The 15,698-nt window shown below is 63.2% G+C and carries 9 protein-coding genes; 5 read left to right on the top strand and 4 right to left on the bottom strand.

The window, feature by feature from the left end:
* The first annotated feature begins 88 nt into the window (after window positions 1-88).
* A complete protein-coding gene (gene aceF, locus AB5Y95_RS06785; RefSeq protein ID WP_005305624.1) occupies window positions 89-1,975 on the top strand; it encodes a pyruvate dehydrogenase complex dihydrolipoyllysine-residue acetyltransferase in 1,887 nt (628 codons plus the stop codon).
* Window positions 1,976-2,124: 149 nt separating this feature from the next.
* Window positions 2,125-3,552: a dihydrolipoyl dehydrogenase gene (gene lpdA / locus AB5Y95_RS06780; protein WP_005305622.1), complete on the top strand. Its 1,428-nt coding sequence runs from the start codon at window positions 2,125-2,127 to the stop codon at window positions 3,550-3,552.
* 72 nt (window positions 3,553-3,624) lie between these two features.
* Here lpdA and AB5Y95_RS06775 read toward each other — a convergent pair whose 3' ends face one another.
* The 3 genes from AB5Y95_RS06775 to AB5Y95_RS06765 form a co-directional block, all read right to left on the bottom strand.
* Window positions 3,625-3,807 (bottom strand): hypothetical protein, encoded by a 183-nt coding sequence (locus AB5Y95_RS06775; protein WP_017779057.1) that lies wholly within the window; start codon window positions 3,805-3,807, stop codon window positions 3,625-3,627.
* 144 nt (window positions 3,808-3,951) lie between these two features.
* Complete coding sequence (locus AB5Y95_RS06770; protein WP_017779058.1) at window positions 3,952-5,598, bottom strand: methyl-accepting chemotaxis protein; 1,647 nt, start codon at window positions 5,596-5,598, stop codon at window positions 3,952-3,954.
* A gap of 132 nt (window positions 5,599-5,730) precedes the next feature.
* Entirely contained in the window at window positions 5,731-7,638 is a 1,908-nt protein-coding gene (locus AB5Y95_RS06765) for a methyl-accepting chemotaxis protein (RefSeq protein ID WP_368160206.1), read from the bottom strand.
* Between the two features lie 247 nt (window positions 7,639-7,885).
* On the opposite strand from AB5Y95_RS06765, the gene AB5Y95_RS06760 reads away from it, so the two are divergent.
* From AB5Y95_RS06760 to AB5Y95_RS06750, 3 genes are all read left to right on the top strand, one after another.
* The gene (locus tag AB5Y95_RS06760) at window positions 7,886-10,144 is read left to right on the top strand and encodes a patatin-like phospholipase family protein (protein ID WP_010635968.1); all 2,259 of its coding nucleotides are present in this window, start codon (window positions 7,886-7,888) and stop codon (window positions 10,142-10,144) included.
* A gap of 228 nt (window positions 10,145-10,372) precedes the next feature.
* Window positions 10,373-12,970: a bifunctional aconitate hydratase 2/2-methylisocitrate dehydratase gene (gene acnB / locus AB5Y95_RS06755; protein WP_005305603.1), complete on the top strand. Its 2,598-nt coding sequence runs from the start codon at window positions 10,373-10,375 to the stop codon at window positions 12,968-12,970.
* A gap of 164 nt (window positions 12,971-13,134) precedes the next feature.
* Window positions 13,135-14,709 (top strand): EAL domain-containing protein, encoded by a 1,575-nt coding sequence (locus tag AB5Y95_RS06750; protein WP_368160204.1) that lies wholly within the window; start codon window positions 13,135-13,137, stop codon window positions 14,707-14,709.
* A gap of 4 nt (window positions 14,710-14,713) precedes the next feature.
* Here the strand turns inward: AB5Y95_RS06750 and AB5Y95_RS06745 are convergent, their stop codons facing one another.
* Entirely contained in the window at window positions 14,714-15,622 is a 909-nt protein-coding gene (locus AB5Y95_RS06745; RefSeq protein ID WP_368160201.1) for a LysR family transcriptional regulator, read from the bottom strand.
* Between the last annotated feature and the right edge of the window lie 76 nt (window positions 15,623-15,698).

Raw genomic sequence — 15,698 nt, 5'->3', positions numbered from 1 at the left:
CGCTGCCCGGCACGACCTTGCAAAGGTTAACGCGAGAGACGCGTGACAGCAGTCGGTCACGCGGATGCACGCAAGAGGATAAAGCACAATGTCCAAACAGATTATGGTGCCGGATATCGGCGCCGATGAAGTTGAAGTCACCGAGATCATGGTGGCCGTGGGTGACAAGGTCGAACTCGATCAGTCCATCATCGCGGTAGAAGGCGACAAGGCCTCCATGGAAGTCCCGGCCCCGTCGGCCGGTATCGTCAAAGAGATCCTGATCAAGGTGGGCGACAAGGTTGCCACCGGTTCCCAGATCATGATCTTCGAAGCCGAGGGTGCTGCCGCACCGGCGCCGGCCCAGGCCGCTGCACCGGTTGCAGCCGCACCGGCCGCTGCTCCTGCTGCTGCCGCTCGCAAAGACGTGCACGTGCCGGACATCGGTGACGACGAAGTGGACGTGACCGAGATCATGGTTGCCGTGGGCGACATGGTTGAAGCCGACCAGTCCATCATCGCCGTGGAGGGTGACAAGGCCTCCATGGAAGTGCCGGCACCGTTCGCGGGCCGCGTGGTCGAGATCAAGGTTGCCGCTGGCGCCAAGGTCTCTACCGGTTCTCTGGTGATGGTGTTCGAAGTGGCTGGCGCCGCTCCTGCCGTTGCTGCTGCACCAGCCCAGGCTGCCGCTCCCGTGGCTGCTGCCCCGGTTGCCGCTGCTGCCAAAGAGGTCAATGTACCGGATATCGGTGGCGACGAAGTCGAAGTTACCGAGATCATGGTCGCCGTGGGTGACAAGGTTGAAGCCGACCAGTCCCTGATCGCCGTGGAAGGTGACAAGGCCTCCATGGAAGTGCCTGCGCCGTTCGCCGGTGTGGTCAAGGAGATCAAGGTGAAGGCGGGTGACAAGGTCTCCACCGGTTCCCTGATCATGGTATTCGAAGTGGCTGGTGCCGCTCCGGCTGCCGTGGCGGCTCCGGCTCCTGCCGCTGCACCTGTTGCTGCCGCTGCTCCTGCTCCGGTTGCCCAGGCTGCTGCCGCCTCCGACTTCGTTGCCAACGATGCCTACGTACACGCCTCTCCGGCGGTACGCCGTCTGGCTCGCGAGTTTGGTGTCAACCTGGCCAAGGTGAAAGCCTCCGGTCGCAAGGGTCGCATCGTCAAAGAAGACGTGCAGGCCTACGTGAAGGATGCGGTCAAGCGCGCCGAGTCCGCTCCGGCTGCAGGTCAAGGCACTGGCAACGGTAACGGCATGAGTGTGCTGGCGTGGCCGAAGGTCGATTTCAGCAAGTTCGGTGATGTGGAAGAGGTTGATCTGACCCGCATCCAGAAGATCTCCGGTCCGAACCTGCACCGCAACTGGGTCATGATCCCCCATGTCACCCAGTTCGACGAAGCCGATACCACCGAGCTGGAAGCGTTCCGCAAAGAGCAGAACGCGATGCTCGAGAAGCAGAAGGCAGACGTGAAGATCACCCCGCTGGTGTTCATCCTGAAAGCCGCCGCCAAGGCGCTGGAAGCTCACCCGCGCTTCTGCAGCTCCCTGTCCGAAGATGGCAGCAAGCTGATCATGAAGAAGTACATCCACATCGGTGTGGCGGTGGATACCCCCAACGGTCTGGTTGTGCCTGTGGTGCGCGATGTCAACAAGAAGGGCATCATGGAACTGTCTCGCGATCTGGCCGAGATCTCCAAGAAGGCCCGTGCCGGCAAGCTGACCGCTGCCGACATGCAGGGCGGTTGCTTCACCATCTCCAGCCTGGGTGGCATCGGTGGTACCAGCTTTACCCCGATCGTCAACGCGCCGGAAGTGGCCATCCTGGGCGTCTCCAAGTCCGAGATGAAGCCGAAGTGGAACGGCAAAGAGTTCGCGCCACGCCTGATGCTGCCGCTGGCCCTGAGCTACGACCACCGCGTCATCGATGGTGCCGATGGAGCCCGCTTCATCACCACCATGAACGGCGTGCTGTCCGACATCCGTCGACTGGTCCTGTAAGTGAGAGGGCGGGCCCAGAGCCTGCCCTTTTTACTTCTCATTTCGTTAACAGGATTGTAAACTTGCCCCGTTTTTTTCACGGCTGCAGCCGCCTTGTCCTGGCTTAAGACTGCGCTGTCCGGGGATATAAGAACGACAAAGAGGTCATGATGAGTAAAGAAATCAAAACCCAGGTCGTAGTACTGGGTGCTGGCCCTGCCGGTTATTCCGCTGCCTTCCGTGCGGCTGACTTGGGTCTGGATACCATTATCGTCGAGCGTTACTCCACCCTGGGGGGCGTCTGCCTGAACGTGGGCTGCATCCCGTCCAAGGCGCTGCTGCACGTCGCCAAAGTCATTGAAGAAGCCAAGGCGCTGGCCGAGCACGGCATCGTCTTCGGTGCCCCGCAGACCGACATCGACAAGGTGCGTCTGTGGAAAGAGAAGGTCATCAACCAGCTGACCGGCGGTCTGGCCGGCATGGCCAAGATGCGTAAAGTCCAGGTTGTGAACGGCTTTGGCAAGTTCACCGGCCCGAACACCCTGGAAGTGGAAGGCGCCGACGGCAAGACCACCGTCACCTTCGACAACGCCATCATCGCCGCCGGTTCCCGTCCGGTGAAGCTGCCGTTCATCCCCCATGACGACCCCCGTGTATGGGACTCTACCGATGCGCTGGAGCTGACTACCGTTCCGGGCAAGCTGCTGGTTATCGGTGGCGGCATCATCGGTCTGGAGATGGGTACCGTGTACTCCTCCCTGGGCTCCGAGATCGACGTGGTGGAATTTGCCGACCAGCTGGTACCGGCTGCCGACAAAGACATCGTCAAGATCTACACCAAGCGCGTTGCCAAGAAATTCAACATCATGCTGGAGACCAAGGTAACCGCAGTTGAAGCGCGCGAAGACGGCCTGTACGTCTCCTATGAAGGCAAGCACGCCCCGGCCGAGCCGGTTCGTTACGACAACGTGCTGGTTGCCGTAGGTCGTGTGCCGAACGGCAAGATGCTGGATGCCGAGAAGGCCGGCGTTGCCGTGACCGAGCGCGGTTTCATCGAGGTGGACAAGCAGCTGCGTACCAACGTGGCGCACATCCACGCCATCGGCGACATCGTCGGTCAGCCGATGCTGGCTCACAAGGGTGTGCACGAAGGCCACGTGGCTGCCGAAGTCATCGCCGGCAAGAAGCACTACTTCGACCCGAAAGTGATCCCGTCCATCGCCTACACCGAGCCGGAGATGGCCTGGGTGGGTCTGACCGAGAAGGAAGCCAAGCAACAGGGCCTGAACTTCGAAGTCGCCACCTTCCCGTGGGCTGCTTCTGGTCGCGCCATCGCGTCCGACTGCTCCGACGGCATGACCAAGCTGATCTTCGACAAGGAGAGCGGCCGCGTCATCGGTGGTGCCATCGTGGGTACCAACGGTGGTGAACTGCTGGGTGAAATCGGTCTGGCCATCGAGATGGGTGCCGACGCCGAAGACATCGCTCTGACCATCCACGCTCACCCGACTCTGCACGAGTCCGTGGGCCTGGCTGCCGAAGTGTTCGAAGGCTCCATCACCGACCTGCCGAACGCCAAGGCCAAGAAGAAGAAGTAATTCTCTTCCCGCACCATGAAAAAGCCGCTCAATCGAGCGGCTTTTTGTTTTTCAGCGGCAGACGGCTGGTTGTCAGCAGCGCCCCTTCTTCGCCTGGCCGGGCGGGCAGAAGGTGCCGTAGCCACCCCGATCCCCGTCGCTGACCCGGATCCGGGTATCGTCCACGCTCACGTCGGCACCGTGCACCCGCACCGGCCCGCTGCTGCAGGCGCTGAGCAGCCCCCCCAGCACTATCATCACTACCAGCTTGCCCATAACTCCTCCTCTCATTTTCCTGATTATGGGGCATTTTCAGAAGCCGGTGGAGGCGGCGCACAAGCACCTGCGTCACGGCTTGCCGTGGTGGCGACAGAGGGCGCCGCAGCGCCCTCTGTCGGGTGATGAAGTGGCCGCCAAGAGTTACAGCCGGAAGTTGCCGACCAGCTTGTCCAGCTCGCCGGAGAGGTGCTGCAGGCTGCGGCTCGACTCGGTGAGCTGGTGGGCGATGTCGGCGGTCTCCATGGTGAGCTGGTTGATGTCTTCCACGTTGCGGTTGATCTCGCCCACCACGCTCGATTGCTCCTCGGTGGCGGTAGCGACCTGGATGTTCATGTCGCTGATCTGGGTGATGTGGGCGGTGATCTGGCCGAGTGCGCCGTTGGCCGCATCGGCCTGGGTAACCACTTCCAGGCTCTGGTTGCGGCCCTGGGTCATGGCGCTGACCGCGCGGGCGCTCTGCTCCTGCAGCCGGTTGATCATGCCCTGGATCTCGGCGGTGGAGGCGGCGGAGCGACTGGCGAGGTTGCGCACCTCGTCGGCCACCACTGCGAAGCCACGGCCCTGCTCGCCGGCACGGGCGGCCTCGATGGCGGCGTTGAGCGCCAGCAGGTTGGTCTGCTCCGAGATGCTGCGAATGGTGTCGAGGATGCTGCCGATGGAGTCGGTCTGGCTGGCCAGCGACTCGATGACCCCGGCCACCCCTTCAATCTCGCCGGAGAGGCCGACGATGCCGTGGCGGGCCTGAGCAACCACGCCGGCCCCCGCATCCGCCTGCTCATTGGCCTGTCTCGCCACCTCTGCGGCGAGGGAGGCATTGCCGGCGATTTCGCTTACAGTGGCCCCCATCTCATGGATGGCGGTGGCCACCTGCACGGTGCGATCCCGCTGGGCGGTGCAGTTGTGCTGGGTGAGCTGGGCCTTGGCGGCCACCTCGTCGGCGGTGGCGGCCAGTTGATGGGAGTTGCGGGCTACCTGCTCGATGGCGCTGTGGATCTTGCTGACGAAGTGATTGAAGCTCACCGTGATCTCCGCCAGCTCGTCATTGCCCTTCAGCTGGGCACGGGAATCCAGCGCCAGGTGTTCGGCGGCATAGCCAATGTACTGCTGCAGGAAGCTGACGCGATTGCGCAGGCCACGCAGTACCAGAAAGGAGACCAGCAGGCAGATGACGAGTGCGCCTCCTATGATGGCGAGCATCTGGCTTTCGCCCCGTGCGAAGCTCTGCTGACTGATGGCGTGACGCTGCTGGGCCAGCTTCATCAGTTCGTCGAGCTGGGTATTGGCACTCTTGCGCATGGTGCCGTAGGTCACCGCGTAGCGCTCCTTGTAGATGCGCCGTGCACTCTCCATGTCACCCTGCTCCATGGCGGCCAGCATGGGCTGCAACTCACTCTTTTCCATCGCCTCGAATTGTTCGAACAGCTGCTGGGCATTTTGCCGCGCGGCAGGATCGACCTGGGCGTTGACCGCTAGCTGCATGGCCTGGCGCATCTCGGGGATGTCCTCTTCCCGTGTCTCCTTGACCCGGGTCAACACCCCTTTTTCATCCTTGAGCGAGGTTTCTTGCAGCAGCATCATGTCGAGCCCCACCCGCATGCGGGGGATGCGCGACACTACCTCTGCCATGGCCCGCATCGGGGTGGCGGTGTTCTCGTAGAGCTCGGTGGCCTGTCGTTCGATAGCGCCCATGCTGCGAAGGCTGGCGGCGCCCACCAGCAGCAGCGCCAGACAGGGCACGGCGACAGCCAGTATCAACTGGCTCTTGATTGTCAGTTTACCCTCTAGCATGGGCTCTCCTCGCTGATCATGACGATGTGAGTTATCACAGTATAAATCGACGGATCTGGCGCCAACTTGAGCCTTTGTTAACAAACGGCCAACAAAAAGGGGCGCCATGCGCCCCTTGTGATGTCAAAAGCCTCAAAGTCGGAAGTTGCCGACCAGCTTGTCCAGCTCGCCGGAGAGGTGCTGCAGGCTGCGGCTCGACTCGGTCAGCTGGTGGGCGATGTCGGCGGTCTCCATGGTGAGCTGGTTGATGTCCTCTACGTTGCGATTGATCTCGCCCACCACGCTGGACTGCTCCTCGGTGGCGGTGGCGACCTGGATGTTCATGTCGCTGATCTGGGTGATATGGGCGGTGATCTGGCCGAGGGCGCCGTTGGCGGCATCGGCCTGGGTGACCACTTCCAGGCTCTGGTTGCGGCCCTGGGCCATGGCGCTGACGGCACGGGCGCTCTGCTCCTGCAGCCGGTTGATCATGCCCTGGATCTCGGCGGTGGAGGCGGCGGAGCGGCTGGCGAGGTTGCGCACCTCGTCGGCCACCACCGCGAAGCCACGGCCCTGCTCGCCGGCGCGGGCCGCCTCGATGGCGGCGTTGAGCGCCAGCAGGTTGGTCTGCTCCGAGATGCTGCGGATGGTGTCGAGGATGCTGCCGATGGAGTCGGTCTGACTGGCCAGTGACTCGATGACCCCGGCCACCCCTTCAATCTCGCCGGAGAGGCCGACGATGCCGTGGCGGGCCTGGGCGACCACGCCGGCCCCTGCATCGGCTTGCTCGTTGGCCTGCTTGGCCACGTCAGCCGCCAGCGACGCATTGCCGGCGATTTCACTCACGGTGGCCCCCATCTCGTGGATGGCGGTGGCTACCTGCACGGTGCGATCCCGCTGGGCGGTGCAGTTGTGCTGGGTCAGCTGGGCCTTGGCAGCCACCTCGTTGGCGGTGGCGGCGAGCTGGCGGGAGTTGTCGGCCACCTGCTCGATGGAGCCGTGGATCTTGGCGACGAAGTTGTTGAAACCGGTAGCCACCTGGGCCAGTTCATCCCGCCCTTCCACCTTGAGACGCTGGGTCAGGTCGCCGTCGCCGCTGCCGAGTTCGCGGAACAGGCGGGCCAGCTGGTTGAGCGGGCGGCTCACCGAGCCGGCCAGCAGCATGCCGAGCAGGCCCATGCCGGCGGCGATGGTCAGGCTCACCAGCAGGATGTGCAGGCGGGCGCGGTCCAGTTCGGCATAGATCTCCGCTTCCGGTACCTGGGCCACCAGGTACCAGTCGAGCAGGGGGATGTAGCTGCTGGCCAGCACCACCGGCTGACCATCCACCTCGGCGTGGGTGGCGGCAAAGGGTTGCTTGGCCAGCAGGTTGCCGCTGCCGCTTGCCAGCTGGGTCAGGCTGTCCCGGTCGATACGGCTGGCGTCGGGGTGCAGCTTCACCTTGCCGCTGCCATCGGTCATAAAGACGAAGCCGCTGTCACCGATGCGGAAGTTGGCGAGCATACTGACCATGCTGTCGAGGGACTTGGCGAGACCGGCGAGGCCGCGGCCATTGAGTTGCTGGAAGTTGACGAACAGCTTAACCTCGCCGTTGCTCTCACGAAAGATGCTGAGCATCAGGTCTTGCTGGCTCTTGGTGTAGCCATAGAACCAGGCGTCCTGCTCCGGGGTGAGGTTGCGCAGGAAGCCATCCTGGTTGTAGTAGGCGGCGCTCTGGCGATCGGCGAAGGAGGCGGTGACCAGACCATACTGGCTCGTCATATCCTTGAGCTGGTTGATGAGGATGGACTCCTGCTCCTTGGGCATGCCGCGCTCGACCCAGTCCAGCACGAAGCGATCGTTGGCCAGCTGTCTGGCGGCGCCGGCGACCGAGGTGAGATCCTTCTCGATCTCCTTGCCGATGCGCTGGGTCAGGTTGGGCAGCTCCTGCTCGAACATGCGGGTTTCGATCAGTTGCTGGGCCGAGCGCTGGCTGAAGTAGCCCACCAGCAGGCAGGAGAGCACCACGGCGAGGGTGACCGTGGCCAGGATTTTCTGTTTGAGTGTCAGGCTTGCAAGCATAAGAGTGACTCGGATGGATGAACGCGGGATTGAGCACATATTAGCGGCAGCCCGGCGCCACCCTTGATAGGCCGGCCCACTTTATTGATGGATTACGTTTGCGCTCACATCGCTGCCTGGCCGGGCCGTACCCGCCTGCGTCGGAATGCGCGCCGATAACCCCTGCCAACTGTTGCGGTTCGCTTTGCGCACCTTATAGTAGGCTTCACTGCCTAGCTGGCTCGCCCTGGATTCAATGGAAAATCATATGCGCATCTTTCGTCGAGGATGGAACCCCCTGTTCCTGATTTTGCTGGCCTGTCTGCCGCTGATGGCGGCGGCCCAGCCCGAACGGCCCAAAATTGCCCTGGTACTCAGCGGCGGCGGCGCCAAGGGCTCGGCCCACATCGGCATCCTCAAGGTGCTGGAGCAGAAGCGCATCCCGGTCGACATCATAGTGGGCACCAGCATGGGCTCCTACGTGGCGGGCATGTACGCCATGGGGCTCAGCGCCGAAGAGGTGGAGCGCACCACCCTGGCCATCGACTGGAACAAGGGCTATCAGGACAAGGTAGGGCGCGACGAACTCTCCCTGCGCAAGAAGCAGCAGAGCGAACAGTACCAGCTGCGCACCGACATCGGCATCAACGGCGACTCGGTCCAGTTCCCCGACGGCTTCTTCCAGGGCCAGTCCATGGCCAGCCTGCTGCGCCACGCCACCTCCAACCTGCCGGTACAGAAGAGCTTCAACGATCTGCCCATTCCCTACCGCGCCATGGCCACCGACATGGAGACGGTGACCCCCTTCGTGCTGGACCACGGCAGCCTGGCCAAGGCGATGCAGGCCTCCATGTCCATTCCCGGCGCCCTCAAACCGGTGGAGTGGGAGGGGCACATCCTTGCCGATGGCGGTACCGTCAACAACATGCCGGTGGACGTGGCCAAGGCGATGGGGGCCGACGTGGTGATCGCGGTGGACATCAGCGCCAGGCTGCGCACCCGCGAGTCTCTGAAATCGGGGCTCGCCATGATCGACCAGCTCACCACCTACATGACCCAGGTCGGCACCGAGAAACAGAAGGCGTTGATGGGGCCAGACGACATTCTGCTGACGCCCGAGTTCGGCAACATGGGCATTGCCGACTTCGCCCTGATGCCGGAGGGGATCAAGCTCGGGGAGGAGGTGGCCAACCGCGCCTCGGCCCGGCTCGACAAGCTCTCCCTCTCGCCGGCCGCCTATGCCGCCTATCGCAACCAGAAGCTGAGCCGGCGTGCCGAGCGCAGCGGTCAGCCCGCCTACTACATCGACAAGGTGGAGATCATCAACAAGTCCCGTCTCTCCGACGAGACGGTGCGCGCCATGCTGAAGGTGCGTCCCGACAAGATCCAGACCAACGAGAGCCTGGAGGCGGGCATTCGCCGGCTCTATGCGCTGGAGTCGTTCGATCGCATCACCTACGAGGTGGTGGAGCGGGGTGGCGAGAACGTGCTGGTGGTCGACGCCAGCGAGAAGAACTGGGGGCCGGGCTACCTCAACTTCCAGTTCGGCTTCTCCGATGATTTCGAGAGCAGCTCCAACTACAACGTGGGCATGTCCTACACCCTCACCAACGTCAACGACTGGGGGGGCGAGTGGCTGACCGAGGCATCGCTCGGTACCGCCAAGCACTTCAAGACCGACTTCTATACTCCGCTGGAGCCCTCCCAGACCTTCTTCGGCGAGGCGAGCCTGGCCTATGACAAGACCCAGCGCCGCATCTTCATGCCCGAGGAGACGCGGGCGGCCGATGGGGTGAGCTATGTCGATTCCGAATACAGCTTCACCAGCGTCGATCTGGCGGTGGGCTGGAATCGTCAGCCCTGGAGCCGTCTCTCGCTCGGGCTGGAGGGAAAAATGGGGGACATCGACATTCGCAACGTGGCGGATGCCAAGGTGGATGCCTCCTCCTGGGGCCCCTATGTCCGCTTCGAGCACGACACACTCGACAGCCGCTACTTCCCCTATCAGGGCGCCTACTGGGACATCAAGGGGGGTTACTCCGCCGTCCGGCTGGATGACAGCAGTGACATCAATGATCGCTACGAGGGGGTCAACTACCACCTGGCGATGATCAAGCCCTGGTCCTGGGACAGACACAGCCTCAACCTGCTGCTGGAGGGAGGGGGCTCCACCTCCCAGGAGGAGTACCCGCTGTTCGTGCAGGATCTTGGCGGACTGTTCCGCATGTCCGGCTTCCAGCGCTACCAGCTGAGCGGCCGCTACAGCCTGTTTGGCGGGCTGCGTTACATCTACCGGGTGGCTGACAACGACTTCGGCGCGCTGCGGGCCCCGCTCTATCTGGGGGGCTCCATCGAGCAGGGTGGGGTGTGGAACAGCGGCAGGGATATCAGCGTGGAGAGCTCCTTCACCGCCGGCTCCGTCTACGTGGGGGTGGAGAGCTTTCTCGGCCCCATCTTCCTCGGCTACGGCATGGCGGAGGGGGGCAACGACATGTTCTATCTGCAATTGGGCAGCACGTTCGAATAACGGGAAAATGATGCCTTTTTGTTAACTTATTTCTGGTGTGCCATTTATCCGCTTGTAAAACATCAGCAAGTTTAGATGGTTATGTTGTTTTGATGAATATCTGTACAGGCTTTGGATTTTAATTAGTCGTTAAAACTTATATAGTGGGGGGCACCCTACGGGTGTCCCGCAAGGACGATCGCCGCGAGCGTGGGCGAACCCCAAAAAAAGACCAAAGAGGAATTAGTCGTGCTTGAAACATACCGTAAACACGTCGCAGAACGTGCCGCCGAAGGCGTGGTTGCCAAACCTCTGGACGCAGAGCAGGTCGCCGCCCTGGTTGAACTGCTCAAGAACCCGCCCGCCGGTGAACAAGACTTTCTGAAAGAGCTGTTGTCCTCCCGTATTCCCCCAGGCGTTGATGAAGCGGCCTATGTGAAAGCCGGTTTCCTCACCGCCGTTGCCAAGGGCGAAGCCCACTCTCCCATCCTCACCGCTGCCGAAGCCGTCGAGCTGCTCGGTACCATGCAGGGTGGTTACAACATTCAGCCGCTGATCGACCTGCTGGACGACGCGACCCTGGCTCCTCTTGCCGCCAAGGGCCTCTCCCACACCCTGCTGATGTTCGACTCCTTCCACGACGTGGAAGAGAAGGCCAAGGCCGGCAATGCCCACGCCAAGCAGGTGATGCAATCCTGGGCCGACGCCGAGTGGTTCCTCTCCCGCCCCGAATTGGCCGAGAAGATCACCGTCACCGTGTTCAAGGTGACCGGCGAAACCAACACTGACGATCTGTCACCGGCGCCGGACGCCTGGTCCCGCCCGGACATTCCGCTGCACGCGCTGGCCATGCTGAAGAACGCCCGTCCCGGCATCACCCCGGACAAGGATGGCGTCATCGGCCCCATCAAGACCATCGATGCCCTGAAAGAGAAAGGTTTCCCGCTGGCTTACGTGGGTGACGTGGTCGGTACCGGCTCTTCCCGCAAATCTGCCACCAACTCGGTGCTCTGGTTCATGGGTGACGACATTCCGTTCGTGCCGAACAAGCGTGCCGGCGGCGTTTGCCTCGGCGGCAAGATTGCCCCCATCTTCTTCAACACCATGGAAGATGCCGGCGCCCTGCCCATCGAAGTGGATGTCTCCAAGCTGGAAATGGGCGATGTGATCGACATCTACCCGTACCAGGGCAAGATCTGCAAGCACGGCACCGACCAGGTGCTGGCCCAGTTTGAACTGAAGACCGACGTGCTGATCGACGAAGTGCGCGCCGGTGGCCGTATTCCGCTGATCATCGGCCGTGGCCTGACCGACAAGGCCCGCGAGGCGCTGGGTCTGCCGTTCTCCACCGTGTTCCGTCGTCCGCAGCCTGTCGCCGACACCGGCAAGGGCTTCACCCTGGCCCAGAAGATGGTGGGCAAGGCGTGCGGCGTGAAGGGCATCCGCCCGGGCACCTACTGCGAACCCAAGATGACCACGGTCGGTTCCCAGGACACCACGGGCCCGATGACCCGCGACGAGCTCAAAGACTTGGCCTGCCTCGGCTTCTCCGCCGATCTGACCATGCAGTCCTTCTGCCACACCGCGGCCTATCCCAAGCCCATCGACGTACAGACCCACCACACCTTGCCGGACTTCATCATGAACCGCGGCGGTGTTTCCCTGCGTCCGGGTGACGGCGTCATCCACTCCTGGCTGAACCGCATGCTGCTGCCGGATACCGTGGGTACCGGTGGTGACTCCCACACCCGTTTCCCCATCGGGATCTCCTTCCCGGCGGGCTCTGGCCTCGTGGCCTTCGCCGCCGCCACCGGCGTGATGCCGCTGGATATGCCGGAATCCGTGCTGGTGCGCTTCAAGGGCGAGCTGCAGCCGGGCATCACCTTGCGTGACCTGGTCCATGCCATCCCCTACGCCGCCATCCAGAAAGGGCTGCTGACCGTCGAGAAAGCGGGCAAGAAGAACATCTTCTCCGGCCGCATCCTCGAGATCGAAGGTCTGCCGACCCTGAAGGTGGAGCAGGCATTCGAGCTGGCGGACGCCAGCGCCGAGCGCTCCGCCGCCGGTTGCACCATCAAGCTGGATAAAGAGCCGATCATCGAGTATCTGAAGTCCAACATCGTGATGCTCAAATGGATGCTCTCCGAAGGTTACGGCGACGTGCGCACCATTACCCGCCGCATCAAGGGGATGGAAGAGTGGCTGGCCAACCCGGTGCTGATGGAAGCGGACAAGGACGCAGAGTACGCCGAGATCATCGAGATCGATCTGGCCACCATCAAGGAGCCGATCCTGTGTGCGCCGAACGATCCGGACGATGCCCGCCTGCTGAGCAGCGTGGCTGGCGACCAGATCGACGAGGTGTTCATCGGTTCCTGCATGACCAACATCGGCCACTTCCGCGCCGCCGGCAAACTGCTCGAGAAGTACCAGGGCGAGCTGCCGACCCGCATGTGGATCGCCCCGCCCACCAAGATGGACAAGGATCAGCTGACCGAAGAGGGCTACTACGGCATCTTCGGCCGGGTCGGTGCCCGCATCGAAATACCCGGCTGTTCCCTCTGCATGGGCAACCAGGCGCGGGTAGCGGAAGGGGCCTCCGTGGTCTCCACCTCCACCCGCAACTTCCCGAACCGTCTGGGCAAGGGTGCCAACGTCTACTTGGCCTCCGCCGAACTGGCTGCGGTTGCCGCCATCCTCGGCAAGATCCCGACCGTGGCCGAGTACCTGCAGTATGCCAAGTCGCTGGATGCCACTGCCGCCGACACCTATCGCTACCTCAACTTCAACGAGATCGCCTCCTACACCAAGAAGGCCGATGCGGTGATCCTGCAGCAAGCGGTATAAGGGGAGGCGCCGACAGGGCGCATCCGTACTGACTCCAAGCCCCGGCCCGTGCCGGGGCTTTTGTTTGTCTCGCTGTCAGCAGCTGGTCAATCTTTGCGCATGTTAGGGCCTGATTCAGCATCGGCTGTTAAGGTGGGCTGCCATGTTTGCTGTATGGTTCCGCCATGTCGATGTCGCCGCTCAACCTGGATTTCTCCCGCACCTGGCTAAGGTTCGGATGCACCTTGCTGCTGTTCATGCTGCCCTTTTCGCTCGGGCTGTGGACCATCTACCACGGTCATCTGCAGACGCTGGATCGCCAGTCGCAACGCTCGGCCCGGCAGGCGGTCACCCTGATGGAGACCATGCTGACCCACGCAGAGGGGGCCAACCAGGCCTTGCGTCCCTTCGTTGACAAACCGTGCGAGCAGGCCCTGTTCACCCTGCGCCAGCAGGTGGCGCTGGTGCCCTTCGTGCGCACCGTCAACCTGGTGGGGGAGCAGGGGATCTACTGCAACTCGCTGTTTGGTGCTATCCAGTGGCCGGATCGGCTCGAGCATTACAGCGGTGGCCGGCTGCGGTTGATGGCCGGCAATCAGGTGAGGGCCGATCACCCCCTGCTGGCGCTGCGCGACAGCGAGGGCAAGGGCGCCATCTTCAGCACCATAGACGGCGACTACCTGCGCTTCATGCTGGTGCTGAGTGGCCACCCCTGCACCCTGCTGCTGCACGTGGGCAAGCAGTGGCTGGATGAGCGGGGCGTGCTGAGTGAAGAGCCGCAGGCGCCCTCCATGCTGGCCGGTCATGAGATCCGCTCTGCCCGCTACCCGCTCTCCATCTATGCCGGGCACGATCTCCCTTCGCTCTGGCGCTCCCTCTGGCAGACCCGCCCCTGGGCCATTCTGCTGCTGCTGGGGATCTGCTTCGGCTTTGCCCTGCTCATCTGGTGGTTGCTGGGGCGACCCCGTTCCCCCGGGATCGAGCTGGCCCGTGCCCTGCGCAACCGGGAGTTCGTACCCTATCTGCAACCGCTGGTGGAGGCGGGGAGTGGTCGGGTGATGGGAGGCGAGGTGTTGATGCGCTGGCAGCACCCGACGGCCGGGTTGATCCGCCCCGATCTCTTCATCCCCCAGGCGGAGGCGAGCGGCCTGATCGTGCCGATGACCACCCTGCTGATGGAGGAGGTGGCCCGCGAGCTGAGCATGGCGCGAGAGCTGGTGCCCGATGGCTTTCACATCAGCTTCAACATCAGTGCCGGCCATTGCCGCGACATGACACTGCTTGCCGGGTGCCGGCGCTTCCTCGATCACTTCGCGCCTGGCCAAGTGGTGCTGGTGCTGGAGTTGACCGAGCGGGAGTTGCTGGTGGCGGATCCCAAGACGCTGGCACTGTTTCGCCGGCTCGACGAGATGGGGGTCAGGCTGGCCATCGACGACTTTGGTACCGGCCACTCCAGCCTGCACTATCTGCAGCAGTTCCATGTGGACTATCTCAAGATAGACAAGTCATTTATCGGCAGGATCGGCACCGAATCTCTCTCCGAGCACATAGTCGACAACGTGATCGATCTGGGAACCCGGCTCGGCCTCGCGCTGGTGGCCGAGGGGGTGGAGACGCGCCGGCAGGCCGACTACCTGAGGGGCAAGGGGGTCGACTACCTGCAGGGCTATCTGTTTGGCCGCCCGCTGCCGTTGCGCGAATTTCAGGAGGTGCTGCGCCACTCCTGCGTCGATCCCGCGCGGCAGGCGCTCTCGGCCTGAGTCGTCAGGTGAGGGCGTGCAGCCACTCCGCGAGCTTGGCGTGGGCACTGCCAGGGGCGGGCGGAGCGGGGGCGAGCAGGTGATAGCCGGTGCCATCCGCAATGAAGCCGAGCGGCGCTACCAGCAGGCCGGCGTCTATGTCGTCGCACACCTGCCGGTAGGGGCCGATGGCGACTCCCAGCCCGGCAACCGCCGCCTGCAGGCTGAAGTAGAAGTGCTCGAAGGTCTGCCCCGGTGCCTCCTCGCAGGCAAACTGGCCGGCGTGCTGCAACCACTCCTGCCAGGCCCCCGGCCGGGTCTTGGTGTGCAGGCGGGGGGCGCCAGGGCGCAGGGCCGGGCCGTTTGCCCCCGTCTCGAAGAACTGCGCCACCTTGCCCGGCTGGCAGACCGGCCCGGTCAGCTCTTCGAACAGCGGCTGGCTGTAGAGCTCGGCGGGCCACTGGAAGTCGTTGCGCCGGATGGCGAGATCGATGCCGCTGCCGAAGTTGAGGGCGCCGCCACCGGCCATCAGGTGTACGTCCAGCTCGGGGTGCAGGGCCTGGAAGGCGGGCCAGCGCGGGATCAGCCAGCGCATCAGCAGGGTCGGTTCGCAGGAGATGACCAGCGACGTCGGCCGTCCCTGCTGGCGCAGTGCCTGCGCCGTCTGGCGAATACCGCCCAGCCCCTCCCTGACCGCCTGATAGAGCCGTTCGCCCGCCTCGGTCAGAAAGACCCGGCGCTGGCGCCGCTCGAACAGCATGACCCCCAGATCTTCCTCCAGCATGCGCACCGCCCGGCTGACGGCGCCGTGGGTGAGGTGCAGCTCGTCGGCGGCGCGGCTGAAGTGTTCTGTGCGGGCCGCCACCTCGAAGCAACGCAGCGCGGTCAGGGCGGGCAACGACAGGCTTTTCTGTGAATTATTCTCACCGTTCATGTCAGAAGTTATCGTTCGTTATTGGTACTATGGCCAAATAAAATAGCCGATATTCCATCTGATCAGGACTATTTTC

The sequence above is a fragment of the Aeromonas sp. R5-3 genome (genome assembly GCF_040908225.1).
In the GTDB taxonomy this organism is placed as follows: domain Bacteria; phylum Pseudomonadota; class Gammaproteobacteria; order Enterobacterales; family Aeromonadaceae; genus Aeromonas; species Aeromonas dhakensis.
Note: the sequence above shows the minus strand (reverse complement) of the source record. Positions and strands in the feature narration are given on the sequence as shown.